The sequence below is a fragment of the Shewanella sp. WXL01 genome, from assembly GCF_012263345.1.
In the GTDB taxonomy this organism is placed as follows: Bacteria; Pseudomonadota; Gammaproteobacteria; order Enterobacterales; family Shewanellaceae; genus Shewanella; species Shewanella maritima.
Window position 1 is genome coordinate 1,213,343 of record NZ_JAAIKQ010000001.1, and the last position, 24,477, is coordinate 1,237,819.

Consider the following 24,477-nt stretch of genomic DNA (forward strand, 5'->3'; position numbering starts at 1 on the left):
GCATTAGAAGAACAAGCACTAAAAAGGCTTAGCCAATTACTGGCTAAGCCTTTTTGTTATGTGAGCTGATTGTCTAGCTCGCCGTTAATAAGCTCGTGCAATGCTACAACAACTTAAAGATAAGCGAGGTGTTAATGCCGCCGAATGCGAAGTTGTTGGTCATAACGTACTGGCAATCCATTTCTCTGCCGTTGCCAGTAATGTAATCTAGCTCGCCGCAGCGCTCATCAACATTATCCAGGTTAATCGTTGGTGCAAACCAGCCGCTGCGCATCATTTCAATGCTCAGCCAGGCTTCAATTGCGCCGCAGGCTCCTAAGGTGTGACCAAAGTAGCTTTTAAGACTAGAGATTTTTTGTTGGCTACCAAATACCGCATTGGTTGCTGTGGTTTCTGCAATATCGCCTAAGTCTGTTGCGGTGCCGTGACCATTCACATAGCCAATTTGCTCAGGCTTAAGCCCAGCATCGCGAAGTGCCATTTCCATACATACTTGCATGGTTTCTGCGCGCGGTTGCGTCACATGGGCCGCATCACAATTGGTGGCAAAACCGACCACTTCAGCGATAGGTTTAGCGCCGCGAGCAGCGGCAAAATCGGCATCTTCTAAAATCAGTGAGCCAGCACCTTCACCAATTACCAGGCCGTCACGGTCCTTATCGTATGGGCGCGGGGTTAGCTTGGGGGTGTCGTTCTTGCCGCTGGTGGCGAATAAGGTATCAAATACAGCCGACTGAGTCGGGCAAAGCTCTTCTGCTCCACCGCCGACCATGACTTGCTGCTGACCGTATTTAATTGCCTCATAGGCAAAGCCGATACCTTGCGAGCCAGAGGTACATGCACTTGATGTTGGCACTACGCGGCCGCGCAAACCAAAGAACAAGCCTGTGTTAACTGCAGCGCTATGGGACATCATTTTCACATAGGTGTTGGCGTCTAAGTCGCGGGTGCTGTGATCTTTAAGTACCGTAGTAAACGCGTTACCTGCAACTGTACTACCTGAGCAGCTGCCGTAAGCGATACCGGTTTGACCGCTAGTGAGAATATCGGTTTCAAGCAGACCAGCTTGCTCAAGTGCTAGCTCAGTTGCGCGCGTTGATAGATGCGAGACGCGGCTCATTGAGCGAATGCGTTTGCGGGTGTAGTGCTTAGGTAAGCTAAAATCTGCAATCGGCGCCGCAAGATTGATTTTCAATCCTTGATACTTTTGCCAGTCGTCCATTTTTACCACGGCATTTTCGCCTTTTTTAAGGGCCGCCATTACCATTTCTAGGTTGTCACCTAAAGCAGTAATGCCTGACATGCCGGTTACAACAACGCGCTTTGCCATTAGTGTAGGCCTCCGTTCACGCCAATCACCTGACGGTTAATGTAGGCGGCTTTATCGCTTAGTAAAAACTCCACTAAACCAGCTACTTCTTCTGGCTTACCCATGCGCTTTAACGGTACTGCTGGCAGCACGTGATCTTTTACATGATCTTCCACCATACCTGTGTCGATTAAGCCTGGTGCGACACAGTTAACCGTGATCGCGCGGCGTTTGTTACTTAGCTCAGTAGCTAACGCTTTGGTTGCGCCAATCAGGCCAGCCTTTGAGGCTGAATAGTTCACCTGACCACGGTTACCAATTTGCCCAGACAGGGATGAAATAGTCACGATACGGCCAGTGCGCGCACCAACCATTGGCATAATGGTTGGATGAACCACGTTATAAAAACCGTCTAGGTTGGTATGGATAACCTGATCCCACTCTTCGCCTAACATAGATGGAAAAGCGGTATCTCGGGTAATACCAGCATTGACTACCACACCGTAATAAGCGCCATGCTCGGCGATGTCTTTGTCAATTTCAGCTTTGCATTGTTCGCGGTCTGAAATATCAAAACTTAAAATACGCCCTTTGCCCGAAGCGGCTTCAATTTGGCTAAGGGTATCAAGTGCGCCTTGCTCATCGCGGCCATAATGGATTGCAATTTCATAGCCAGCTTTCCCTAGCTCGATTGCGATTGCTTTACCGATACCTTTGCTGGCACCAGTGACCAATACTTGTTTCATCACTATTCCTAAATTTTCCGAACTCTTTACAAAAAGCATTATTGGGCTGAGGTTAATTGTGCTAGCACATCTTTGCTTGGTACGTATGCGTTAACTTGACTGCTTGCCACTTCTTCGCCGTCGAGCTCAATCTTTGCGTGGTAAACGCCCATAGATTCATCGCTCATGGTTAATTTTGCCGACACCACTAGTTTTTGCCCTAGCGGGTAGGTCAGGCCGACATCTTTATAACTGCGGCCGCCAAGCAGCAAGCCAATGGGAGCTTGTTCGCCTTTTTTGTGGGCTTTTAAGCCTGCTAATGCGCCAATGGTTTGTGCCATGTACTCGATACCCACGTGTGACGGAATACCGTTTAGCGACTCATTAAAAAAGATGCTGTCTTGCTTAATGACAACTTCGCAGCTAATGGTGTCTTCCTGTGCGCTAAGTACACGGTCGATAAGCAGCATAGGAGCTTGATGGGGCAATAGCTGCTCAATGTCTGGAAAGGTTGGTTCAGTCATGGTTGTGCTCATTTAACTCAAAAACTAATGAGGCGTTGTTTCCGCCAAAGGCAAAGCTGTTAGATAATATCCTTAGGCTGGATAGTTGTCCTGAACTTGCCGTAAAGTTTAGTGATTTTACGTCATCTGCCTGTGTAAAGTCTTGTGGCCATTGCGGCGCAGATTGCTTTTGCTCAAGTAAGTAGCAACAAATGGCGGCTTCAATCGCGCCAGCTGCACCTAAGCAGTGTCCAGTTAATGCCTTGGTTGAGCTAACTGGCACTTGATTGCCAAATAGCTCTTCAATCGCGGTAGACTCCATGGCGTCATTTAGCTGAGTTGCGGTGCCGTGGGCATTGATGTAGCCAATATCAGCTGGCTGCAAGTTTGCTGACTCAAGCGCTTGCTCCATTGCGCGTTTTGCGCCGCTACCACAAGGCATAGGCGCAGACATGTGATGGCCCTCGCCAGACTCGCCCCAACCAACAAGTGCCAGCTTTGATGGTGTTTTGCTTAGTACGAATAAACCTGCTGCCTCACCAATATTGATGCCACGGCGGCGAGAATCAAATGGGCGGCTTGGCTCTGGCGAGACTTGCTCTAAGGAATCAAAACCATTGACGGTCAGTTCACACAAACTGTCGACACCGCCGCAAATCACTACATCACATAAACCTGACTCCAACAGCCCTTGGGCTGAAATAAAGGCGCGATTTGATGACGAGCAAGCGGTCGATAAACTGTAAGTTGGCCCTGATACTTGTGCTAGGCGGGCGATAAAGTCTGCAGTGTCGCCAATATCTTGATGAGCGAAACGAAAATCATCTGGCAACTCGCCATGTTGTTGATGATGCTTAATCGCGCTTTCACCCTCTGCAATAGCTGTAGTGCTGGTGCCAACCACTACGCCAATGCGACTAGCTGCGGTAGTTTGTTTAATTGCCTCAATTACATCAGCTATTTGCTGATAGGCAGTGGCAGCAATCAAGTTGTTGCGGTTTTTGGCGTCATTAAGCTTTGGTGCCAGTTCAACCAAAGGCTCAGTAACCTTACCGACAAAGGTGCTGCGGCCTGAGTACAGCTTAGCGTCATAGGCTTGTAGCCCTGCTGATTGACCACTGCGAATGCCTGCTAAGGTGGCCTGTTTTCCGCTGCCTAAGGCGCTTAGTGCAGCGATGCCATGAATGTAAATTGGCGTCATGATTGGATCCATTGAATTGTCGTCAGCGCAGTGGCAAGTTTTGTGCGGTGGTCAACTAGGTTGATTTGACCTTGTGGCTGACGGTGTTTTTTATAGTTAATCTCTAAAATTAACTTATTATTTTGCAACACTTTACGCTCGATCAGACTTGTTTGGCTAGCGTTTGAGGCGGCAATATTTGTGTCATATGTTTGCTGCAGTTGCCAATTGCGATCATCTAGCATGGCCTCAAGTGCTGCCTCAGGCCAGTAACTGTAGAAAATGCTATCTAAGATTAGCTCAAACGGAATAACGCTGATATCCATTCCAGTCGGGCTTTGTTTATCTAGCTTAACACCATCCCAGGTGATGATTGCGATAGGTAGGCCTACAGGCGACAGCGCTACTAAGGTGAGCTTTTGCGGATTGACTTCTAGCGCCACCGTCATGGTATGGGAATCATCGCCATGATTAATGGAGAGCACTTGCTGGGCTTGTAAGTTAAACCCAAGTGATTCAGGCGTTGGCCAATGTGGCTGCTGCGAGGCCGGCATCATGGCTTGAGCAGCGCTTTGTTTAAGCGCAGTGCAACCAGAGATTAGCGGCGCAATCAGTAAAAGCGCGATAATGAGTAAACGCATCATTGATTGCCTCCTATGCGGTTTTGAACCGCTTGATGGCGAGTATGTAAATACTGCGAAAATACCGGCGCTAATACCCAAGATGCCAAAATACCGCCTGCGATGGTTAAGCCAAAGCTGGCAATTGCATGATTGCTGGAAAGTCCCATTAACCCAAACGATAACAAGGTGGTGATACCTGCAAGCAGCACCGCAAGGGTGGCGTGAGCCTGATTGAGATGAAAGCGCAGAAACAAGCTGTAATCGATACCAATACCAAAAATGAGCAGCAGCGCGACTACATTGAACAGATTGGCTGGCATGGAAAATAGCCCAGGCAATGCAAGGGCAAAGATGCCAGCAAGTAGCGGCGCGGCAAGTACGCAAATAGCATCTTTAAATGAATAGCGCATGGTTAATAACAGCAGCACTAGGCCATAGGCGATGGCGAGCATGTATAGGGTAAATTTACGGTAATCGCCTAGCAGGGCACTTATTTCATCAGCGCGGGAAACATAAGCGAGAGTGAGTGCTGATCCGCTACGAATCGAATCTCTGTTTGCAAGAGATGCTTTGTTTGCAAGAGTAGTTAATTTAACTAGCGGCGCGACATCGGTAACGCCTGATAAGGTGATAACGCTATAAGCTCTGCCATTGGCAAGCTCGCCCCAAAGATAGGGCGTGTGTGGCGCAAGTTCTGCCAAAGCATGCCAGTCGAGCGCTTGATATGGCGCGTATGCGTTAGGTTGCAAGCCAATTTGCGCGGTTAGCGCGCTTGCTTGCTCGCGATAAAGCTTGTCGATTAATTGATGGTTGTGCTTTAGCTCAGCCTCGCCAGGCAGCAATTGATACACGCCGCTAAAGTCGCTAATGATGCCTTGCTGCTTTAGCGCATTTAGCTTAGGCGCAAGCGTTTGTTCTGCTTGGCGTAATTGCGCCTGACTTTCGCCATTAAGCACTAACCATTGCTGCGATTGACTCACGCCAGTTAGCTCAGCGATTTGCTGCTCTTGCTGTTTTAGCCATTGAGGCGCTGATTGCAGCAAGCGAATATCGTCATCAAAATTAAGTTTGCTGATGCCAACAACGCTACCTAGCGTCATTAGCGTAATGACCGCCCACGCCACTTTACTTTGTTGATAGCCTTGCACCAGATTTAGTAGACCATTAGCAAGCTTGATGGGTTTGTGTTTGGCGCTCGCTTGTGACAGCTGAGGGTAGAGTATAAGCACGGTGATTAAACTGGCAATAAGCCCGGCACTTGAAAACACCGCGACCTGATTTAGCCCAGGAAAGTTTGCCCATAACAAGGCACTGTAGGCGAGCACACTTGAGATTAGCCCAAGTAGTAACACTGGGCGCAGGTGGGCTGCGGCCTTAACGCTGTGCCAGTGACTGCTGCAAGCGCGGCAACTTAAATAGTGGAACGCATAATCTACCGACACACCGATTAAGCTGGCGCCAATCACTAGCGTAAAACTGTGGATTTCGCCAAACAGCAGCACGGTAATGCCAGCGGCGCTAATTACCCCAATACTGATAGAAGTAAGGCACATCAGTAATGGGCGCACGCTTTTAAATACCAATAAGATCAGCAATATCACCCCAAGCAATGAGCCGCCGCCAATAATGCTGACTTCACTTTTCGCGCTGCTTGCCGCTTCAACTACATAAAACGCCACGCCTTGACGCCAGATGTCTATGCTTTGTCCTGCTTGTAAGTGCTTGGATTGAAGTTGCTCAGCGTGAGTATTAATTGCATCAATGGTTTGCTGTGCAGCTTGGGAATAAGCACCGACGTTTAGCTTGGCTTGAATAAGCGTGTAGTGCGCTTGTTGCTCGGCGTTGTCGTTATCTGCTGTTTGGCTTAGATACAGCAGATTATCGACCAGCTCGAACTGATTATCGGCAAAGCCTTGCTGCATATAGTGACGAAATAGCAGCCAAGGGTCTTGCTCAAGCTCTCCTGCGGTGACACCTGCAAAAGGGTTATAAAGCTGGGTTAATACTCGCGTTGTGAGTTTGTCTGCTTGTTGCTGCTCAAGCCAGTTTTTGGCGTCAGCGTCTAACAGTTGTCCGCGATAAGGAAACAGCCCTTGATAGTAAGTGCGCTGACTTTGCTCTGGAGTGATGAGCTCTACATGTTCAAGTCCAGTAAGCGTTTGTTGCCAGTTTTGGGCTGCATCTAGCGCCTGCGCTTTAGAGTCAGCTTTAATTACAAACACCATGCGCTGCTCAAGACTGCCGGCTGCAGCTTCAATGGTTTGTTGCACCCATGGGCGCTGCTCATCTTTGGGGAGCAGAGCTAAAAAGTCGTTGTTTGGGCGCAGACCATTGATAACCTGAGTAACCAGCAATATACACAAGCCAAGCTGACACACAAGCCATAGCCACATGGCGTAGCGAGGCTTGTTGCTGGCAGGCTGTGCATTGTCGGCATGATTGCGTGATTGAGTCTGTCGGTCAGATTTCATTCGCTTGAGCTTTTTTATTATTAGCTTTTTCTTAGTGAGCGGCGAGTTTTAGCACTCGTTCAATTGACGCTGGTAGCTCACTCGCATCATCGGCTTCAAGGCTAATGTTGGTGCTGTCGCCACTGTGTTCATGTAGTGAGATACGGCGAATATGTGTATCTAACCCTTGAATGTAAATCGCTTTAAATACCTTAGCCATGGCTCCAGATGTTGGCGTAAGCTCGGCTTGCCAATTGCTTTTATCGCCGCTGATCTTAAAAGCAAAATCTTGGGTTAGCTGTTGCCAGTTGCCAGAAAATAGCGCCATGATCATCTCTGACACCATATCACTGGCAGCCGCTTGGTTACTGGGCTGCACCTCACCATTTACCAGTTGGGTTAACTCACCATTTTGGATCAAGGTGGTTTGCGTAAAAGGCTGGAGCTGTTGCCAAACAATGGTCTTGCCTGGGTCAACAAAATAAACACCATTGGAGTTAAGCGGCAGGGTGAGCACAGACATGTTCTTTTGCTGCTCGAAACTGCCGTGGGTTGGGCTAGTTTCGTTAAACATAGCAGCTAGGCTGTCGATATTAAGCGCTTCAGTGCTAGCTACTGCGTTAGGTAACGAACAAATCGACGTTAGACAGATGAGTGTTGCTGCCAGATAGCGTGGTAGTGGTAGCCAGTTTTTCGCAAAGCGTAACTTCATTATTGCTCCTGCGTTTGTTGGTTTAGCGCTAGCGCTTGCTGGGTTTGAAAATAGTGATTCACTCTATCAAGCAAACAAGATGGCGAAGCAAAGCGCATTTCGCCATCTTCCAATCCTACAGCGCAGTGTGTGGTGTAGGCTTTAATGCAGGTTTTGCCGTCGCTGACACGTACAATGCGATAGCTTATTTTGAGGCGATTTTCCCACTCATCGAGGGTAGCGATGACTTTGAGGCGGTCGCGAAAACGCGCCGAGTCGACAAACTTCATTCGAGTATCGACAACAGGATAGGCATACCCCTCTTGCTGCATGATTAAGTAGCCAAAGTCGATTTTGTCGAGCAAGGCCAGACGGCCTTCCTCAAGGTAGCGGAAGTAGTTGCCGTGCCAGACAATTTGCATAGGATCGCAATCTTGAAATGGCACAGATAATTCAGCTTCTGCGGTGATTTTCATCGCCTATATCCCTATAAATGTGGGTAACCTAATTGTTGTTGGTTTCGCCTGTGTATCGCTAACTAAACTCGGGGCTAGCCGTAAAAGTGCCACTCTTGATTGGCAATTGCCGCTAAACCTGCTCTTAGCTCAGTTTCTAATGGGCGATCTTCTGCTAAAAACGGCGATACGGTTCTAACATCATCCATGGTAGTGAGTAGCGCTGGCGTTAGGCTGCCTTTTGACAGTTGCTGCGCGTTAATGCGTAGCTCGACACCTTGAGTTGCTGCATATAAACAGGCTACCGATACTTGCTCGGTTTGTTCAAGTACGCGGCGACAATCGCGAGATGCAATGGTGCCCATGCTAACTTTATCTTGGTTGTGCGACTCAGTAGAGCGTGAGAATACCGACGCTGGCATGGTGTTCTTTAATGCTTCAGCTGTCCATGATGATACGCCAATTTGCACTGCTTTAAAGCCGTGGTTAATTGGGCGAATGTCTTCAGGAGCGCCGCTTAAGTTATACGGTAAGCCGTTGTTAAACTTGTAGTCACAAAGCTGCGCTAGTTGACGATCAAGTAAGTCTGCCACATTGGCAACCGCTGTTTTTAGGCTATCCATTACCATTGCAATGTGACCACCATAGAAGTGACCACCGTGCAGTACGCGGCGGTTTTCTCCGTCAATAATTGGGTTGTCGTTGGCTGAGTTTAGCTCGATTTCAATCACGCCTTTGGCCCAATCTAGGGTGTCTTGCAACACACCAATCACATGCGGTGCACAGCGCAGTGAGTAACGGTCTTGCAGCCGATCTGAGTTGCTTGGTGGCAGATCTGAGTTTAAGTCATGGCGCAGACGCTCGGCGCACAGCATTTGTCCTTGATGAGGTTTTACTGCGTGCAGCGCTTCGTCAAAGTGGAATGCGTTGCCTTGCATTGCCACGCTCACCATAGCGGTTATGCGGGTTGCCATTTGGCATAGGTACTCTGCGCGTTGCCAGTTTAAACAAGCTATGGCTGTCATTACAGCTGTGCCATTCATTAAGGCTAGGCCTTCTTTCGGGCGTAATTTGATTGGCGTTAAACCAGCGCGCTCAAATGCAACGCTAGTATCAACAATCTCCCCTTTATAACGCACTTGACGCTCGCCGATTAACACGGCTGCAAGGTATGACAGTGGGGTTAAGTCGCCTGATGCACCAACTGAGCCTTCTTCTGGAATAAGCGGTAATATGTCGTGCTCAATCAACGCGGTGAGCAGTGATAATAACTCGTGGCTAACACCTGACATGCCGCGACTTAGTGAAGCCAGACGCGCTACCATAACGGCGCGGGTTTCTGCTTCATCAAAGTGTGCGCCTAAACCACAGCCGTGGAAGCGGGTAAGCTGATGAGGCAAGCTCTCTACTAAATGGCTTGGAATTGATACGGTAACACTGTCGCCGTAACCCGTAGTAACACCGTAAATCACGCCATCTTCTTTAAGTAGGTCGTCAAGAAACTTTACCCCTGCATCAATTTTATTGATAAATGCGTCCTGGGTAGATAGCGCGGCAATGCGCTTGCGCTGGGCTATTTGGCAAACCTCGTTAATTGAGATTTCGCTGTCGCCAAAAACGACTGGGGTACTACTTAGTGTCATTATCTAGTGTCCAAAAATCAAAAAAGTTAAACCATTGCAGCGGGTAGCGCAGTGCGTAATGCTCTAGTCGACTGGCGTAGCGTGCAATTAAATCTTGTAAAGCTTGGTCGCGGCCTTTGCGCGGTAGACTTGGGTTCGCTTCAAATTCTTCAAAGAAAATATCGTAAGTTGCGTCTTGCTCACGGGCAAAACCAAACATTAAATAAACGGGGTGTTTTAAGATCGCCGCCAATACAAAAGGCCCAACCGGAAACGGCGCATCTTTACTTAAAAACGACTGCCACACCACGCGCTTATGCTGGGTAACTGAGGTGCGATCGCCAACTATCACCACCCATTCGCCATCATTTAGCTTCTGCTCTAGCAACATGGCGGTATCTGGCCCAAGCTCGTTAACCTGAATAAGGTTCAAATTACTGCTTGGGTTAACTTGCCCCATGACTTTATTAAAGTTCTCAGCATGCTGGGTGAAGACCAATGCATTGATTTTTAAATCAACATATTTGCTGCTCAATGCGCGGCACAGCTCTAAGTTACCCAAATGGCTACCTAGGATCAGACCGCCTTTACCTGTGGTCAGAATTTGCTGCAGTACATCTTCGTTATGAAACTGAAGCTGGGAGTAATCTATGTCGCCGCCCCAGCCCGCAAGTTTGTCGAGAATGCTTTGACCAAAGGCATAAATGTGCTTGAAACTTGATAGCTGTTTCGGCGCTTCGCCTTGTGCAATGAGATGTTGGTCAAGCTGGGTTAAAAACTGCTTAGATGCATTGCGGCTCACTTTATCCATTAAGTAGAAGTAGCCAATAATTGGATACAAGAATAGCGAGAACACCTTGCGACCAAACAGGCGGTAGGTGATCAGCATAAACTTAATACCCAGCACGCTGCCGCGCTCTTTAGAGCTAGACCAGTGCTGCTTGCTTGATTGCGCCTCTGCTGGCTCTGGCGAAGTATCTGGCGAATTACTTGGCTTTGGCGAATTACTTGGCTTTGATGAATTAGTCTTCATTGGCAAACTTTCGCAGTAGCAGTTTTGGAATACGCGGCAGCATGCCACAGATCAAGCGGGTATGTAGCCAGGATATTTTGACGTTATCGCTTATGGCATTGAAGTGACTTAAGCCATCTTCTGGGTAACTCACTGGCGTATCGACATGACGAATGGTTAAGCCTTGCCAGTACAGACGCACCAGAATTTCGATATCAAAATCCATACGGGTGCCAAGCTGTTTGCGGCTTAGCAGTTGCTCGACTGGTGCTAGCGGGTAAACGCGAAAGCCGCACATGGAGTCTTGAATTTGCAGTGACAAGGTTTCAATCCACACGCTCACATGGGTTAAGTAGCGCCCATAAAGCCTGCCTTTTGGCACATCATCACCGTAAACAGGCTTACCTGAAATCACATCTTGCGGATGGGCTTTTGCGCTATCAATTAGCTCGCTGAGTTTAGAAAGATCGTGCTGACCGTCTGCATCAACCTGTACCGCATGGCTATAATCTAGCTGGTGTAGGTGGCGTAAACCTGCCATCACAGCGCCACCTTTGCCTGAGTTTTGCTCAAGCTCTAACAGATGAATGCCGCGACTCGCTTTTATCGCCCGCAATGTGTCTGTGGTGGCTTGATTACTGCCGTCATTGACGATGAGTACATCTAAACCTTTGGCTTGCAAGGCAACAACCACGGTATCAGCCGTGTCGCCGTGGTTGTAGCATGGAATAATCGCTGCCAGCTTAAAGCTCATGAGGTAACACCTTAATTTTACCCGAGGCGTGATTGCCAGACGCTGAGCTGTATTTAAACTCAAGTTTGCTACGTTCACTCTTCCATACCATGGTGAGGGTGACCTGCATATTTGGCAAAATTGGCTGCTGATATTTGATCACATCACAGCCTTTAAATTGAAAATTACTGATTAAATGCGCTTTGAAAAAGTGTAATACCCAGTCAAGCTGCACCACACCTGGTAGAAGCGGGTGTCCGTCAAAATGGCCTTTGAAGTACTCAATGTCATCGCCAACAAACAGCTCAACGATTGCTGTGTTGTCTTGGGTTTGAGCGCTGATGACCCGAGGAAGTTTATTTACTGTCATTGAAATAGTTTCTCTAATTCCACATAGCTGCGCTTGCCTTGTTGATTAACGGCAATCGCTTCAACAACGCGAACTTGCCTTGGCAGTGCAACTGGCTCAACTAATCCTTTTAGCTGAGCGCGAATATTTTTCCATAACCAAGCCTGACCATTATCAGCGACTTGTTGCTGCCAGTCAGTATTTAAGGTGACGACCGCGCCAATGCGTATTTGCTCGGCATTTTTAAGGGCTATGATGGCGCAGTGTTCAATGCCCTGACAAGAGGAGAGTGTTTTTTCTAGCTCATCAAGGGAGATACGCTTTTCTGCGATTTTCACAATACGGTCAGCGCGGCCTTTTAGGCGAAAGTGTTGTTCGTCAATCAGCTCAACTAAATCTTGGGTTTGGAACTGACCTTCGTCGATGTAATCAGAGCTAACGTGCAAGCAGCCATCATTAAGCGCAAGTTTTACCAAACTAAACTTTTGCCATGGCGTGCTTGGCTTATCTTGTCTGCGCCAGCCTATGCCGCCCGTTTCTGTGCTGCCATATACTTCAATCGGCAATGCGCCAAGTTGCATCTTCGCCTGTTGTGCACTGGCAAAATCTAATGGGCCACCAGAGCTAAAGGTTGTTTGCTGTTCTTGTCCTCCCGACTTGGCCTGCACACCTGGCATCGCTCGCAATCGTGATAAAAAAGCAGGGCTGGAGATAAAGGCTAATGGCTTTGTTAGCTTAGGTAACAGCTGCTCTTCAGTCTGGATTAGTGCGCAATCGAACTTTCGTTGACTTAGTAGCGGCCAACATAGGCGAAACAGCATTCCGTAGATATGATAATGCGCCACAGTGCCAACAAATACACTGCCTTTTGTAAGCTCAGCCCCAAAGTCACGCTCTAGCGTTTGCGCTTCAAGCTCAAGTTGCGCAAGGGTTTTGGCAATTGCCGCTGGCTCACCTGTGCTGCCAGATGTGTACAGGGTGAGTTTGGCTTGTTCGCTGTTAACAGCCTTGAGAACAGTTGCGGCAGCTTGCTGCACCTCGGTGCTCAACACCTGCTTGATAGCGAGGGTGTTGGCATTATCAGCAAGCGCATCTTTATCCGTAATACACAACCATTGCTGACAATATTCAGCCGCTTGACGGTCTTGAATATTGGAAAACACCAGTGGCTGCTTACCTAGCTGCTGCACTGCTAGCAACGCAACCAAGAAAGTCCATGGCTGCTGGCAAATAATCCCTATGTTTTCGGCAGCGAGGTTAGCCTCGTTGCTGTGTGCGTTAGAGGTAGATAACAGCTCCAAGCGTGCACTTAAGCTTGCCATTAATGCGGCTACATCACGCTGCAAGTCGGCAATGGTGAGTTGTTGCTGGCCATTGATTGCAATAGTGCGCTCAAGCTCGTTTGAGAGTAGCAGTTGATGAAGAAGACTAGTTTTCACGGCGCATTACTCTTAGGCGGTACAGGTATTCAAGCAGCATAAATGTGCCGATTAACAAATAGCTGATAAGACCGTTATATAAGGTCCAGATATCGATAGACATTGTGGTTGTAATAGCTGCAACAACGGCGTTAAGGCCACAAAACACTGCCCATACATACGTCAGTTTTCTGGTGTAGACGATGCCAGACTCAGGCAGATTAGGGGCACGCCACTTAGCAATCGCGGTGATAATGGGCTGCTTTAGCCACACGCTGCCGGCAAACATCAAACTTAGGCTGACGTTAATTACCACAGGGTAAAACAGCAGCCAGTTTGATTGAGGCATTAAGCTACTGGCGGACACTAAGGCAAGACCTATCGCACTGGTGACATAGGTCATCAGTTTGAGTGGCTTGTTGCTCGGCGCAAAAATAAAACGCGCAATAAACACAGCACCAAGAAGCAACAGTAAGGCTGTTGTTTGTTGGTGCTGCACTGCGAGATAAACCAGAAAGGGATACAAAGCCAGCAAAGCGGCTGGTATCAAGCTCCCTAGCTTCATGCGATTTCGCTAGATTCTGCTTCTAATTTTACTACTGCGTCGACAACATCTTGCACGGTACGCACTGACTTAAACATTTCAGCTTCAAAGTTAGTGTCAGTTTTGTTTTGCAAGAAAACCACTAGGTCAACCGCGTCAATGCTGTCTAGATCTAAGTCTTCAAACAGGTTGGCTTCTGCTGTTACTTCTTCTGGCTCAAGCTCAAATAGCTCGACCATGGCATCTTTAATAAGATCGAAAATCTGTTGGCGGGTCACTTTACACCTCAGCGGTTTGTTGCGATTCAATGAAACGAGTTAGGGTGTCAACACTAGTAAAGTGCTCACGTACGCTTGGGTCGTCGCCATTGATAAGTACATTGAATTGTTTCTTGATGGCTAAGCCAAGCTCTAGCGCATCAATTGAGTCAAGGTTTAAACCATCGCCGTCACCAAAAAGTGGCTCAGCAGACTCAATGTCATCAGTGGTTAAATCTTCTAAGTTCAATGTATCGATAATTAGTTGTTTTAGTTGTAATTCTAAGTCTTTCACTTTTGGGTCCTTAAATCATTTGTCAGCTACATTCGGCTGCAAGTGGCTATTCAAATAGCGTGTTAGTCGTCGTGCCGCGGTTGCTGGTGCCGGCGAGCCTTCAATAATTGGCATTATCGAAATCGGCTGGTCGACCTCTATGGTAAATTTCATTGGTGACGCGGGCATTTGATACCAAGCACTGCCTTTGTATAGCGCGATTGGCGAGCAATGAATTCTCACTGTTTGGATATCTGTATCGCATCGCACTGCAAGATGAGCTGCACCTCGCTGGCATTTTACACTTTCTCCAGGGACTGTGCGACTGCCTTCAGGGAAAATCAGCAATTTGCGCTTTTGTGAGAGCTTTTGCTGGCACAAGTTAATGAGATCTTCTGATTGGTTAGGAATAAAACCTGCCAAGTTAACAATATGACGCACAAAAGGATTGTGGAACAACTCACTTTTAACGATGCAATCACACTGGTCCATGTAACCCATTAAAATGACCACATCGATTAAGGTAGGGTGATTGGCCACCACAATACAACCGTGACGCTGCGACAATCTCTCCTGGTTCTTTACATCGAGATCTAAAATCCGCAACCAGTGCATAAACAAGGTAAAAAAACGAAAGCTTTTACAAATGCTCTTTTGACAGGCTAGCTCGCGTTTTTTCTTGTCGCGGTGTACTACGCAAAGTAGCGGAAACCACACGTAAGATAGGATTAAGCCGCCAGCCCCAAAAAACGTAAATGAGATTGCCGATGCACATGCCCTAAGAGACTTACTTAGGCTATTTACAACTTTTTCCATGACCAACGCGTGTTCGTAAAATCGAAATCAAAACTAGTTTTATCAGCAAGTTTGTCTGCAAATCGTGTACGTGCTGATGTTTCTGCAGGTCCTGCTTCACCTGCTGAGTGCTCACCGTTATTGCCAGAGTTACATTCAATTTGCCAGGATTGACCTTGGGTAAAATGAAGCGCTAACAGGTTTTGCTGGTGCTGTTCAGCACTGTGATGTTGATAAATCTCTGGTAGGGCTTCATCAGTTACTATCAATAAAATATTACTTTGTGGCTGCTGATAAAATCGCATTGCCACTTCAACTAAACCTGCTTGCAGGGTATTTTTACCGCCAGAAACCGTAGTAAATGCAATCGGTTGCTTACTAGCAATAGTTAATAAGCCGGGTGCTGTGCTGGTAACTGATTGTGCGAATGCAGTTGGTGACAACTCTTCTTCGCTGGCTAAATCCGTTAGCAAATTAAGCGTGCGATGAATCTCACCGTGTTGAGTGGCGAAAACAATATAGTCAACTGAGCGCTCGGCAATAATAGGTAAACAGGTATTGATCACAAGTTTACTTAACTGACTAGCACGGCGTTTTATACCTGCTGGTACCTTACTTTGCGTTGGCGGAAGTGGGTGTCCGGTTAGTTCTAAAACATGCTCTGAACAAGCATGCCAGGCCTGGATGTCACAGCGAAACTGCATACGAATTTGGGGTATCTCTTTATTAACGAATGGAGTATGCTACCACCTTTCAAAGCGATAACAAAAACGCTGTAAAATAAATTTTAAAAACAAGAGTTTAATCCTGTTTTTTAGATCGATTTTAGTGAGTTAAATCAACGGAATGTTACATGGAGTAAGTATGAAGAAATTAATTGCACTTATATTCACACTTGTATTAGTTGGCTGTAAAACAATTCCTGTGCCTGAGCTTAAAAGTGAGCCCGTGGGATACAACTTGACTCAAGAGCAAGTAAAAAATGCGATTGTTGACGCTGGCTATGTTCGTAATTGGCAAATTACTCCAGTAAACGACAATTTATTGCGCGGTACGTTAAATGTTCGCTCACACATGTTGGAAGTGGATATTCCATATAGCGCTGAAGATTATTCTATTCTTTATTACGGTTCTGAAAACCTGAAATATAAAGACGGCAAAATTCATAAGAAAGTAGCGACCTGGGTTAGAAACCTTAATTTAGACATTAAGAAATCGATCCGAGAAGCAGCTGCTAAATAGTAGACCCTCGATAGAAAGAAGTTAATGAAGTTTTATAATGAAGATAATCGCACCGCATTAAGTGCGAAAGAAGAGGCGCAAAGGCTTGCTTTTGCGCCGATTGCGTTTCAGGCAAGTAAGAGCTTGCGCGACTTAGGTATTCTGGCCGCTTTAGGTAATGCACCAAAAGCAGGTGCGAGCGCAAAAGAGCTCGCAGAGCAAACTCAAGTTACTGAATACGGCGTAGCTGTGCTACTCGATATGGGTTTATCCGCAGGCCTTGTGACCTGGAATGACGGCAAGTACCAAATTACTAAGCTGGGCCAGTTTGTCGACTTTGATCCTATGACTATTGCTAACATGGATTTTGTCGCAGACATTTGCTACCAGGGCATGGGTGAGTTAACCGAAGCGATCAAAGATACTAAGCCTGCAGGACTAAAGCACTTAGGCGAGTGGGACACTTTATACCAAGGTTTGTCTAAGCTTACTCAACGTGAAAAAGACAGCTGGTTTGGTTTTGACCACTATTACTCTGATCGCAGCTTTCCAACGCTGTTAAAAGAAGTGTTTGCCAAACCTACTGCCACACTGTGTGATATTGGTGCCAATACCGGTAAATGGACCAAGCAATGCTGTAATCATAACAGTGATGTTCAGGTCACTATGGTTGACTTGCCGCAGCAGCTAGCCGTTGCAACGGTGAATATGGAAGAAGCTGGTTATAGCGAGCGTGTTGAAGCCTTCCCATGTGATTTGCTTGCACCTAAAAATGCTCTGCCAAAAGGTAAAGATGTTTACTGGATGAGCCAGTTCCTTGATTGCTTCTCAAAAGAAGAAATCGTTAGCATCTTGATGCGCGTGAAAGAAGCCATGCGCCCAGACTCGCGTATCTTTATTCTTGAGCTGTTTCCTGATTGTCAGGAATTTGAATCAGCAAGCTACTCACTTAACGCGACTAGCTTGTATTTCACTGCCATTGCCAATGGTAATAGCCGTTTCTATATGAGCCACGAGTTCTTGCCGCTTATCGAACTTGCGGGTTTGTCGATTATCAAACAAACCGACAATATTGGTTTAGGTCACTCTTTAATCGAGGTTGGCTTGTAAGCTATCAAATTGATTAAACAAAAACGCCGATAGTGGAAACTAGCGGCGTTTTTTTATGGGTATAGCAAGGTTGAATATTTTGCCTATATAAAAGCAAAAAGCTCACCCGAAGGTGAGCTTTTTAATGTTTGGCTACATTTGGTTGTGCATATCGTTTAATGCCTGACTCAACAGATCATCATCGCTAACAATATGATCGGTTTGGTCTCCAGGTATCCCATCTACGTCTTCTGATTGAGAATGAGGTAAAAGGTCGTCGTGATCAGCCAGCGGATTTTCAAATCCATCTGTTAGAGTCACGTCTAGCATATCTGCGTCAGCACCCGATTGAACTGTACGGGTAAACTCGGCTACCGGTTCTGTTGGTGAATTAGCGGGTGTAACCGTATCCTCTGTCGGGGTGATCCCTATCATCTGGAAGTAATGGTCAACAGGTGAGCTAGGCTCAATGGTGGAACTTACCTCTTCAACAACGTTGGCCTGACTGTCCTCGATCGGCTCGTCGGCAGCAGAGGTTTGTGCGACAGCCGCGACAGTTTGAAGCACATCGACACCAAGTGTCTGACGACTGCTTGCCGTTGAATTACCATCGTGGGCTGTAGCAACAACTTGAATATCAAAATGACCACTAAAGTCTGTTTCAGGCAGCAGTTTCAGGTTGGTTAACTCATTTTGTAGTAGGGTCCATACACCATTATGTTCTGTACCAGCAGATAAGCTCGCACCTGAGGGAAGGCCACTTATCTCTACAGTAAGCGTTTCATTGTTGTCAGGGCTGGAGACGTTGATGTTTAGTGCAAGCTCAGTATTTTGATTACCTTGAATAGCAAAACTATCCAATGGCGCTGATAAGTCACCGACATGTTTAGTGAATATCATGGCGGGCGTGTCAGCATCAGGTGACACATGGATAGCCATACTATTGTCGACCGATGTGTGGCCATCTGAGACTTTGTAAGCCAGCCTTAATTCACCACTAAAATTAATGCCTGGATTGACGACCCAGTGATCACCTTTCTGGGTAATACTCCCATCACCTTCAAGGCGTAATTGGCTAATATTAAAATGATCAAGTAAATCAAAGTCATGAACGTTAGCGAGTAAATCTGCTTTAGTGAGTGTAAGTAGATGATCTTCGACCACGGTACCTGAAAGCGCATGGCCGACAACGGGTATATCATTGGTGCCAATGATCACTAACTTCATGGCTTGATCAACGCTGTGACCAAGAGAGTCTGTAGCTGTCACCATGACAGTTTCTTCAAGTCGCTCACCCTGAGCTAGGGCTTGCACTCGAGCCGAATCGTTATGAGCCTGATATTGCCAACTGCCATCGCTATTTAAGGTTAGGTCACCATATTGCGGACGTGTTCCGGCTTGCAATGTCCAGGTGACTCCGCTGGCGACTTTGACATCACCGACTAATAAATCGAGTAAACCGTGCGAGCGTGTGACCTTATCTTCCGTGACTACAGACTCAGAAGCGCCGAAAATTTGCGGTCCGGTTTTACCATCACCAATATGCACGGTCAGATGCTCTTCTCGGCTCTCACCGCTGATATCTGTTACTCTGAGAGTAACGCTTTCGGTATGAATTTTACCTGCAGCAACCTCTTGAGTGAGTTTGTCTCGCTCTGAGCCACTATGGCTAAAGGTAAAGTCCCAGCGCCCGTCTGCATCAATATTAAAGTGGCCAATACCCTGTACATCAATTCTATTACTGCTACCGGGAGTGAAATCCAATTGATGATGAGCGCCTTGTTTATCTATGTACTCGACGCTGAGGTTGTCAGTGCTATCAATATCATCGATATTGATATAGCCATATGAGTGAGTATTGGTCATTGTGCCCGTGGTAATCGAACGGGATATCTCAAAGGTGCCTGTTAGTAGTGGCGCGTCGTTGGTGCCATGAATACCTATATTAACTACGGCATGCTTGGTGTCGCCGTGGTTATTGGTGTAACTAATGAAAAAATTGTCTGCATGGCTATCGGTTTGCCCCATTTGCTGAATAGTGGCTGAGTTATTGTCCAATGTGTATTGGTAACTACCATCTGCATTCATCTGTAACGTGCCGTAGTTACCTTGTAATAAGCCCGTAGTGGTAACTGTTTCACTGGCGCCCACGGCAAATAACGTTCCCGTTGCATTAGTCTTAGTGTCTTCCTCAACACCTCTAGTTTGTACCAGTGTGGTGAGATCTGCTGAAACCACCAGTTGTCGCTGTTCATGAGCACTATCGCCAGTAGCTGTAGCGATAACTTCAGCATGGACTAGGTATGCGTTATCGCCAATATTGGCAACTTGATTTGCCGGAATGACCAGGTGCCAATGATCGTTACTTACGCTGGCGCTATAGTGTGTACCAGCCACAATCACCTCAACTGAATTACCATCAGCCACATGGGTAGTGGTGCCCGTAATCGTTAAATCTTGCTGGTGGTCATGATGATTCACCCAATCGTCGTCGGAAATTGGGTCGATAGACAAGGTTGGTTTGGCTGTATCGATAGTGACTCGATGATGTGCTTGTGCATAGCTACCGTCTGTTTTGAGTGCATATACAGCCAGCGTATAGGTGCCATCGGCTCGATCTGTTGCGCTAACATCTAATTTCCAGTGTCCATTGTCATCGACAATCGTTTTAGGGCCTGTGAGAATCCCTGTTCCCATGATTGTGGCACCCGGCTCACCAGTTCCGTATAAGATTATGCGACCGTCACTAGTAACAAAGTCACTATCACTGGTACCTGTATCATGTTCTAATCGGGTAATCGCTAAAGGCGGAGTAACATCGATTATTGCATTGGCATCAACAGTATTATGACCATCGCTGATTTTGAAACTAATGGCTAAATCGTTACCAACAAAACCTGGACTTGCAGTAAAGCTATAGCTGCCATCAGGATTAGTTACTACAGTTCCATGGGGGGAGGATAGTGAGCCTGCCACAATCGATAATCCCGCTGCACTGGTATCGACATCGGTAACATTAGCAAGCAAATCTGTTGCCTGGAAGTCGTGGGAGTGGCCAGACTCAACCTTGCCTAAATCCGTGGTGACGGTGGTTGGGGCGGTGTCGCTACCGATGAGTGTTACACTCAATTGTTGCTCTGTTCCATCAATGGTTTTTACGGTAACGATGTCAGTGGCGTTATGGTTTAGAGTCAAGGTTTCAGCCAATTTACTAGGGGTGAATTCCCAACTTCCGTCAGACTTTATTATAAATTGACCATGAGCACTTGGTATCACTTCAGCAATAAAGTGTGCTTGCGATGGATCTGTATCTGTAATAATTAGTTGGCCAGAAACAGTAGAGGTTTCATCTGTTACTAGGTGTTCATCTCCGGTAATAACAGCATCAGGAACCGGGGAATTAACATCTAATATTATTGGCAGTTTTGCACTATCGGTTGCACTTACTCCATCTGGCCCTGTTGTGGTAGCGATTAATTGCATTAACATGTTCTGATCGCCATGAGCAGGTAATGTTGCGGTCACTTTATCTAAATCCCAACCGGTAACATCCGCATGTTGCACCGCTGAGCCAATCGTTAAACTATGATGGCCATCGGTAAGAATCGTGCCTTTCGCAAGTCCCAATACCTCTATTTTGCTGAGAACATCGTCATGATCTATAGGAGCGGCTACTGACAGGTGCATATGTAATACATCGCCTGGTGCTAAAGCCGTTGAGCCAATATTGACCATTTCACCTGTAAACGTATGTAAGTCAGCAATATCAAGCTGATGGTGACCTGTCTGGTCAGATATAATCCCATGACTGTCGGATCGAATGTCGATTAATAGGCCATTATTTTTACTAACAGACTCATAGACTGGGCCATGTTGAATTTGTTCTGGTGTAAGTGCTTGCGAGGCAAAACTAGTTGAGAGCAATCGTCCTGGAAATTTATCTTGTCCTGCAAAATGCCCTGGCACGTATTTACTGCCTACGTTAAGAAATGGGTTGGCAGCAATGTGATCGCTTCCAGCGAAACCAGAAACGGTAACTTTTAAAACGCCGTTATCGTAAAGTCTTGCGGTATCTGTTTTACCATCCCATGTCATGGTTATACGATGGTCTTGCCCATCGTTAAAATTGACTCCAGGGTTGCCGTTATCACCACTGATATGTGAACTGGTAAACTTCAAATTACCGCCAAAGGTCCACATGCCGAAATTAACGCCATCCATATCAGGCGTGCCATCAGGTTTAACCCCATGAAACATAACAAAATCCTGATAAGTACCAATGGTGATTTTTGGATCGTGGATATAAGTGAATTCAGCCGTAAAAGCGTGTAAGTCACCTCCCGAATTAATTTGATCGCCTTGTGGTTTGATATATCCATGGTCGGATGATGAGGTTAAACCAAATGCTGTACGTTGAACTTCTGCAGACAAGGAAGTCGTTGCTGCATCGGTAACTGAGCTCACACTTAAATGAGCCGTTTGGGCGTACTCGGTCGTTCCGTCACTGACTTTATAATCAATTTCAGCTGGTCCATGGTAATTTGCATTCGGGGTAAAGTCATACCCTCCTGTTGCATTCGCTGTTACTGTGCCATGAGTTGATGTCGGCACGCCGCTTACATGTAAGACACCATCGGCATCTGATAAGTTTGCGAGTAATTGCGCGTCTGTAAAATGTGTGGTGGTATCTTCATCCGCTGTACCTAAATCACGCATACCGCTATCAATTAATGGATCATCAACAGAAGCGATATGAATTGATGTTTTAGCTGGTGCGGAATCAACGTGACCGTCATTAACTGTGAAGGTGAACTGCACATCTCCGTTAAAGTCTTTGGCCGGAATAAATTGCAGCTTGCTGATATCCGCAGTCGTAATACTTTGGCCTGCGGTAATAGTTTGTCCGTCAAAGACAAACTTACCTTGTGATGCTGGTGGTAGGTCGGTGATGGCAATAGATTGTAAGGTGTCGCCAGTATCGATATCTGTAAAGCCAAATTGACTCGCTTGCATCTGATAATGAGTATCTTCAGTGCCATTGGATAAAGTGACAATATTGGCCACCGGGGCATCATTTGTACCTTCAACTTGGATATGGAGTTCATATGCCGTGCCATCTTGGCTATGAACTCGATAAACCACTTCTTCAGTTTGGCCGGCAGCTAAATGTTGTAATTTGCTATTGTCAACGCTGTATCCCCAGTTGCCAGCACTATCTATTCGAAGCTGACCATTGAATTGATCTTTTATGGCTGTTTCACCGAATTGGCTATATCTAAATTTATTTTCGCCGCTATCAGGGTCAATAACTTGTAAACTACCTGAGGCAAGCTCTGTGATATGTCCAAGGTTCTGTCTGTTATGAGAACCATCTTCGATAACTGTTTCTGTGGTGACTTCACTAATGATAGCCGTATCCCTAACAGCGCTTAAGGTGGTAGTAGCGCCAGTATGCGTGAGCCCCCCATGGGCATCTTTTACGTCATAACTGAAATGGACTTGACCGTTGTAGTCTCTGTCTGGGGTAAAGGTAAAGGTGCCATCTTGGTTATCTTTGAGTGAGCCATGATTGACGCTGATATTGGCAATGGTTAGTTTGCCGACGTCATTGGCATCCACGTCGACGGTGTTTGCTAAAAGATCCGTAACAGAGATGGTTTGAGCTAGATCTTCTTTACCACTGGCAAGTTGCACTTCTGAAGAGCAGTATGGGCGGTCATTGTCGCCATGAATGGTGATAACAATATCGTGAGATGTGCCATCTTTGGAGTATACGGTAATGGTATCAGTTAACGTTTGATGCTCACCTAATTGATCAATGGTTGTGCCAATTGTTGTTTTGCGGTTTCCTACCCAATCGACATTCCCAACGGTGACATGGTAATGCCACGTTCCATCTGGGTTTAAAAGTAAGTGTCCATATTGTCCATGGTAAGAGTTATTCCAGGCACCGCCTTTAGGATCAAAAAGGGATTCACCAGTGTCAGGGTCAATAATGTCTAACTTGCCATCAGCCGTTAATGCGGCTTGACCCAGCTTAGCCATGCCTGGCTGGGCATAGTCTGGAGACATATCTGCGTAACTGCCTTGGCCCTCATTGACATCACCTGTATCAACCCCACTTATCGTCGCGCCATTATTTATGCCCTTAATGGTGATCGTCAGGTTTTGAGTTGCGCTGGTGTTATGCTCATCAGTCACGGTAACTGGAATCGTTAGCGTTTTTGTTGCCCCTGCGACCAGTGATTGATAACTTGCATGACTTGGGTCAAAGCTGTAGCTACCATCGGTATTTAAGGTGAATCCATCTATTTGTGGGGCTGAATAGCTCAGGATAGCACCGTGATCAATATCTTGACCTAGCATCTGTCCATGCAACAATGTGCCACCTTCGACTACCGATTGCGACTGTGCAGCAATGGTTGGCCTATCGTTGGTGCCATGAACGGTAAGCTCTATGGTATGCGTTGTGCCATCAGCGGTTCTGATCACCGCGGAGTCTTTTTGAGTTTCTCCCTCAGCGAGGTTTTGAATGTTGCGATTATCTAAGGTGTAGGTATAACGGCCATCTCGCATTAATAATACATGGCCACCTAACTTGGTATCGTATCCAATGCCTTGATAGGTTTGTGGGCCGATATTGGGGTCAAAACTGCCTTCTCCTTTATCGGGGTCTTTAACGTTCAATTTGCCTTCATAATGAAGATCGTAATGGGTATCGGTATATCCTCGATCTTCGGTAACACCACGTAAATTGATATCTGTTTGAGCATCTGTAATCACTGCTCTATCGTCTGTACCGTTAATGGTCACCGTGATCTGCTGCTCTGTGCCATCCACGGAGCGTACGATCAGAGTATCTGTTAGCGACTCGCCTGTTTTTAGGCTTTGAATCACTGTTTGTGAATTGTCAGCTGTGTAGATCCAATGGCCAGAGTTGCTGATACTCAGCTCACCATATTGCCCTTGCAGAGTTTCAGCGCTGAACTGGGCTTGGCCGTGGTCAGGATCTGTGATGTTAAGTGCACCATCGACGCGCAGTTGACCACTATGGACATCTTTGTCTTCGGTAAGATTCGCAGTGCTCGTTCCTGCAATTACCGCTTTATCGTCCGTGCCGTTAATGGTGACAGTAATTTTCTGCTCAGTGCCATCAACCGAGTGTACCAGCAGGGTGTCGGTGAGCGACTCACCTGTTTTCAGCCCTTGGATCGCGCTTTGTGCATT

21 protein-coding genes are annotated in these 24,477 nt (G+C 46.7%); 2 read left to right on the top strand and 19 right to left on the bottom strand.

Annotated features, from left to right (window positions below):
* Positions 1–103: 103 nt before the first annotated feature.
* The 18 genes from G3R49_RS05160 to G3R49_RS05245 form a co-directional block, all read right to left on the bottom strand.
* A complete protein-coding gene (locus tag G3R49_RS05160) occupies positions 104–1,330 on the bottom strand; it encodes a beta-ketoacyl-ACP synthase (protein ID WP_167868843.1) in 1,227 nt (408 codons plus the stop codon).
* Positions 1,330–2,058, bottom strand: coding sequence for a 3-oxoacyl-ACP reductase FabG (fabG, locus tag G3R49_RS05165; RefSeq protein WP_130597960.1), 729 nt, complete (start codon positions 2,056–2,058; stop codon positions 1,330–1,332). Before fabG ends, G3R49_RS05160 begins: the two co-directional genes overlap by 1 nt.
* A 35-nt stretch (positions 2,059–2,093) precedes the next feature.
* Positions 2,094–2,558: a 3-hydroxydecanoyl-ACP dehydratase gene (locus tag G3R49_RS05170; RefSeq protein WP_167868844.1), complete on the bottom strand. Its 465-nt coding sequence runs from the start codon at positions 2,556–2,558 to the stop codon at positions 2,094–2,096.
* Positions 2,551–3,738, bottom strand: a complete 1,188-nt coding sequence (locus G3R49_RS05175; protein WP_210147095.1) for a beta-ketoacyl-ACP synthase — start codon at positions 3,736–3,738, stop codon at positions 2,551–2,553. Before G3R49_RS05175 ends, G3R49_RS05170 begins: the two co-directional genes overlap by 8 nt.
* A complete protein-coding gene (locus G3R49_RS05180; protein WP_167868846.1) occupies positions 3,735–4,361 on the bottom strand; it encodes a DUF3261 domain-containing protein in 627 nt (208 codons plus the stop codon). The genes G3R49_RS05175 and G3R49_RS05180 overlap by 4 nt, the downstream gene beginning before the upstream one ends.
* The gene (locus tag G3R49_RS05185; protein ID WP_167868847.1) at positions 4,358–6,811 is read right to left on the bottom strand and encodes an MMPL family transporter; all 2,454 of its coding nucleotides are present in this window, start codon (positions 6,809–6,811) and stop codon (positions 4,358–4,360) included. The genes G3R49_RS05180 and G3R49_RS05185 overlap by 4 nt, the downstream gene beginning before the upstream one ends.
* A gap of 31 nt (positions 6,812–6,842) precedes the next feature.
* On the bottom strand, positions 6,843–7,502 hold the full coding sequence (locus G3R49_RS05190; RefSeq protein WP_167868848.1) for an outer membrane lipoprotein carrier protein LolA: 660 nt from the start codon (positions 7,500–7,502) through the stop codon (positions 6,843–6,845).
* Positions 7,502–7,957, bottom strand: coding sequence for a thioesterase family protein (locus G3R49_RS05195; protein WP_167868849.1), 456 nt, complete (start codon positions 7,955–7,957; stop codon positions 7,502–7,504). The genes G3R49_RS05190 and G3R49_RS05195 overlap by 1 nt, the downstream gene beginning before the upstream one ends.
* 74 nt (positions 7,958–8,031) lie before the next feature.
* Positions 8,032–9,579 (bottom strand): histidine ammonia-lyase, encoded by a 1,548-nt coding sequence (gene hutH, locus G3R49_RS05200; protein ID WP_167868850.1) that lies wholly within the window; start codon positions 9,577–9,579, stop codon positions 8,032–8,034.
* Positions 9,566–10,591 (bottom strand): hypothetical protein, encoded by a 1,026-nt coding sequence (locus G3R49_RS05205; RefSeq protein ID WP_167868851.1) that lies wholly within the window; start codon positions 10,589–10,591, stop codon positions 9,566–9,568. The genes hutH and G3R49_RS05205 overlap by 14 nt, the downstream gene beginning before the upstream one ends.
* Positions 10,581–11,324, bottom strand: coding sequence for a glycosyltransferase family 2 protein (locus G3R49_RS05210; protein ID WP_167868852.1), 744 nt, complete (start codon positions 11,322–11,324; stop codon positions 10,581–10,583). The genes G3R49_RS05205 and G3R49_RS05210 overlap by 11 nt, the downstream gene beginning before the upstream one ends.
* Positions 11,314–11,673: a 3-hydroxyacyl-ACP dehydratase gene (locus G3R49_RS05215; protein WP_167868853.1), complete on the bottom strand. Its 360-nt coding sequence runs from the start codon at positions 11,671–11,673 to the stop codon at positions 11,314–11,316. The genes G3R49_RS05210 and G3R49_RS05215 overlap by 11 nt, the downstream gene beginning before the upstream one ends.
* Positions 11,670–13,091, bottom strand: coding sequence for an AMP-binding protein (locus tag G3R49_RS05220; protein ID WP_167868854.1), 1,422 nt, complete (start codon positions 13,089–13,091; stop codon positions 11,670–11,672). Before G3R49_RS05220 ends, G3R49_RS05215 begins: the two co-directional genes overlap by 4 nt.
* Complete coding sequence (locus G3R49_RS05225) at positions 13,081–13,635, bottom strand: hypothetical protein (RefSeq protein ID WP_167868855.1); 555 nt, start codon at positions 13,633–13,635, stop codon at positions 13,081–13,083. The genes G3R49_RS05220 and G3R49_RS05225 overlap by 11 nt, the downstream gene beginning before the upstream one ends.
* Complete coding sequence (locus G3R49_RS05230) at positions 13,632–13,892, bottom strand: acyl carrier protein (protein ID WP_207234099.1); 261 nt, start codon at positions 13,890–13,892, stop codon at positions 13,632–13,634. Before G3R49_RS05230 ends, G3R49_RS05225 begins: the two co-directional genes overlap by 4 nt.
* A 1-nt stretch (position 13,893) precedes the next feature.
* The gene (locus G3R49_RS05235) at positions 13,894–14,166 is read right to left on the bottom strand and encodes a phosphopantetheine-binding protein (RefSeq protein WP_130597949.1); all 273 of its coding nucleotides are present in this window, start codon (positions 14,164–14,166) and stop codon (positions 13,894–13,896) included.
* Positions 14,167–14,181: 15 nt separating this feature from the next.
* Positions 14,182–14,961: a 1-acyl-sn-glycerol-3-phosphate acyltransferase gene (locus G3R49_RS05240; RefSeq protein WP_167868856.1), complete on the bottom strand. Its 780-nt coding sequence runs from the start codon at positions 14,959–14,961 to the stop codon at positions 14,182–14,184.
* Positions 14,946–15,644 carry a beta-ketoacyl synthase chain length factor gene (locus tag G3R49_RS05245; RefSeq protein ID WP_167868857.1) on the bottom strand — a complete coding sequence of 233 codons (699 nt, stop codon included), beginning with the start codon at positions 15,642–15,644 and terminating at the stop codon, positions 14,946–14,948. Before G3R49_RS05245 ends, G3R49_RS05240 begins: the two co-directional genes overlap by 16 nt.
* 160 nt (positions 15,645–15,804) lie before the next feature.
* Between G3R49_RS05245 and G3R49_RS05250 the strand changes: the two genes are divergently transcribed.
* Complete coding sequence (locus G3R49_RS05250) at positions 15,805–16,182, top strand: hypothetical protein (protein WP_130597946.1); 378 nt, start codon at positions 15,805–15,807, stop codon at positions 16,180–16,182.
* Positions 16,183–16,206: 24 nt separating this feature from the next.
* Positions 16,207–17,271 carry a methyltransferase gene (locus tag G3R49_RS05255; RefSeq protein WP_167868858.1) on the top strand — a complete coding sequence of 355 codons (1,065 nt, stop codon included), beginning with the start codon at positions 16,207–16,209 and terminating at the stop codon, positions 17,269–17,271.
* Positions 17,272–17,403: 132 nt separating this feature from the next.
* On the opposite strand, the gene G3R49_RS05260 is transcribed toward G3R49_RS05255, so the two are convergent.
* On the bottom strand, positions 17,404–24,477 hold a 7,074-nt coding region (locus G3R49_RS05260; RefSeq protein ID WP_167868859.1), incomplete at its 5' end, for a VCBS domain-containing protein.

Coding starts and splice junctions, on each gene's coding strand:
- G3R49_RS05160 (WP_167868843.1), bottom strand. CDS start 1,330: ATGGCAAAGCGCGTTGTTGTAACCGGCATGTCAGGCATTACTGCTTTA.
- G3R49_RS05170 (WP_167868844.1), bottom strand. CDS start 2,558: ATGACTGAACCAACCTTTCCAGACATTGAGCAGCTATTGCCCCATCAA.
- G3R49_RS05175 (WP_210147095.1), bottom strand. CDS start 3,738: ATGACGCCAATTTACATTCATGGCATCGCTGCACTAAGCGCCTTAGGC.
- G3R49_RS05180 (WP_167868846.1), bottom strand. CDS start 4,361: ATGATGCGTTTACTCATTATCGCGCTTTTACTGATTGCGCCGCTAATC.
- G3R49_RS05185 (WP_167868847.1), bottom strand. CDS start 6,811: ATGAAATCTGACCGACAGACTCAATCACGCAATCATGCCGACAATGCA.
- G3R49_RS05190 (WP_167868848.1), bottom strand. CDS start 7,502: ATGAAGTTACGCTTTGCGAAAAACTGGCTACCACTACCACGCTATCTG.
- G3R49_RS05195 (WP_167868849.1), bottom strand. CDS start 7,957: ATGAAAATCACCGCAGAAGCTGAATTATCTGTGCCATTTCAAGATTGC.
- hutH (WP_167868850.1), bottom strand. CDS start 9,579: ATGACACTAAGTAGTACCCCAGTCGTTTTTGGCGACAGCGAAATCTCA.
- G3R49_RS05205 (WP_167868851.1), bottom strand. CDS start 10,591: ATGAAGACTAATTCATCAAAGCCAAGTAATTCGCCAAAGCCAAGTAAT.
- G3R49_RS05210 (WP_167868852.1), bottom strand. CDS start 11,324: ATGAGCTTTAAGCTGGCAGCGATTATTCCATGCTACAACCACGGCGAC.
- G3R49_RS05215 (WP_167868853.1), bottom strand. CDS start 11,673: ATGACAGTAAATAAACTTCCTCGGGTCATCAGCGCTCAAACCCAAGAC.
- G3R49_RS05225 (WP_167868855.1), bottom strand. CDS start 13,635: ATGAAGCTAGGGAGCTTGATACCAGCCGCTTTGCTGGCTTTGTATCCC.
- G3R49_RS05240 (WP_167868856.1), bottom strand. CDS start 14,961: ATGGAAAAAGTTGTAAATAGCCTAAGTAAGTCTCTTAGGGCATGTGCA.
- G3R49_RS05245 (WP_167868857.1), bottom strand. CDS start 15,644: ATGCAGTTTCGCTGTGACATCCAGGCCTGGCATGCTTGTTCAGAGCAT.
- G3R49_RS05250 (WP_130597946.1), top strand. CDS start 15,805: ATGAAGAAATTAATTGCACTTATATTCACACTTGTATTAGTTGGCTGT.
- G3R49_RS05255 (WP_167868858.1), top strand. CDS start 16,207: ATGAAGTTTTATAATGAAGATAATCGCACCGCATTAAGTGCGAAAGAA.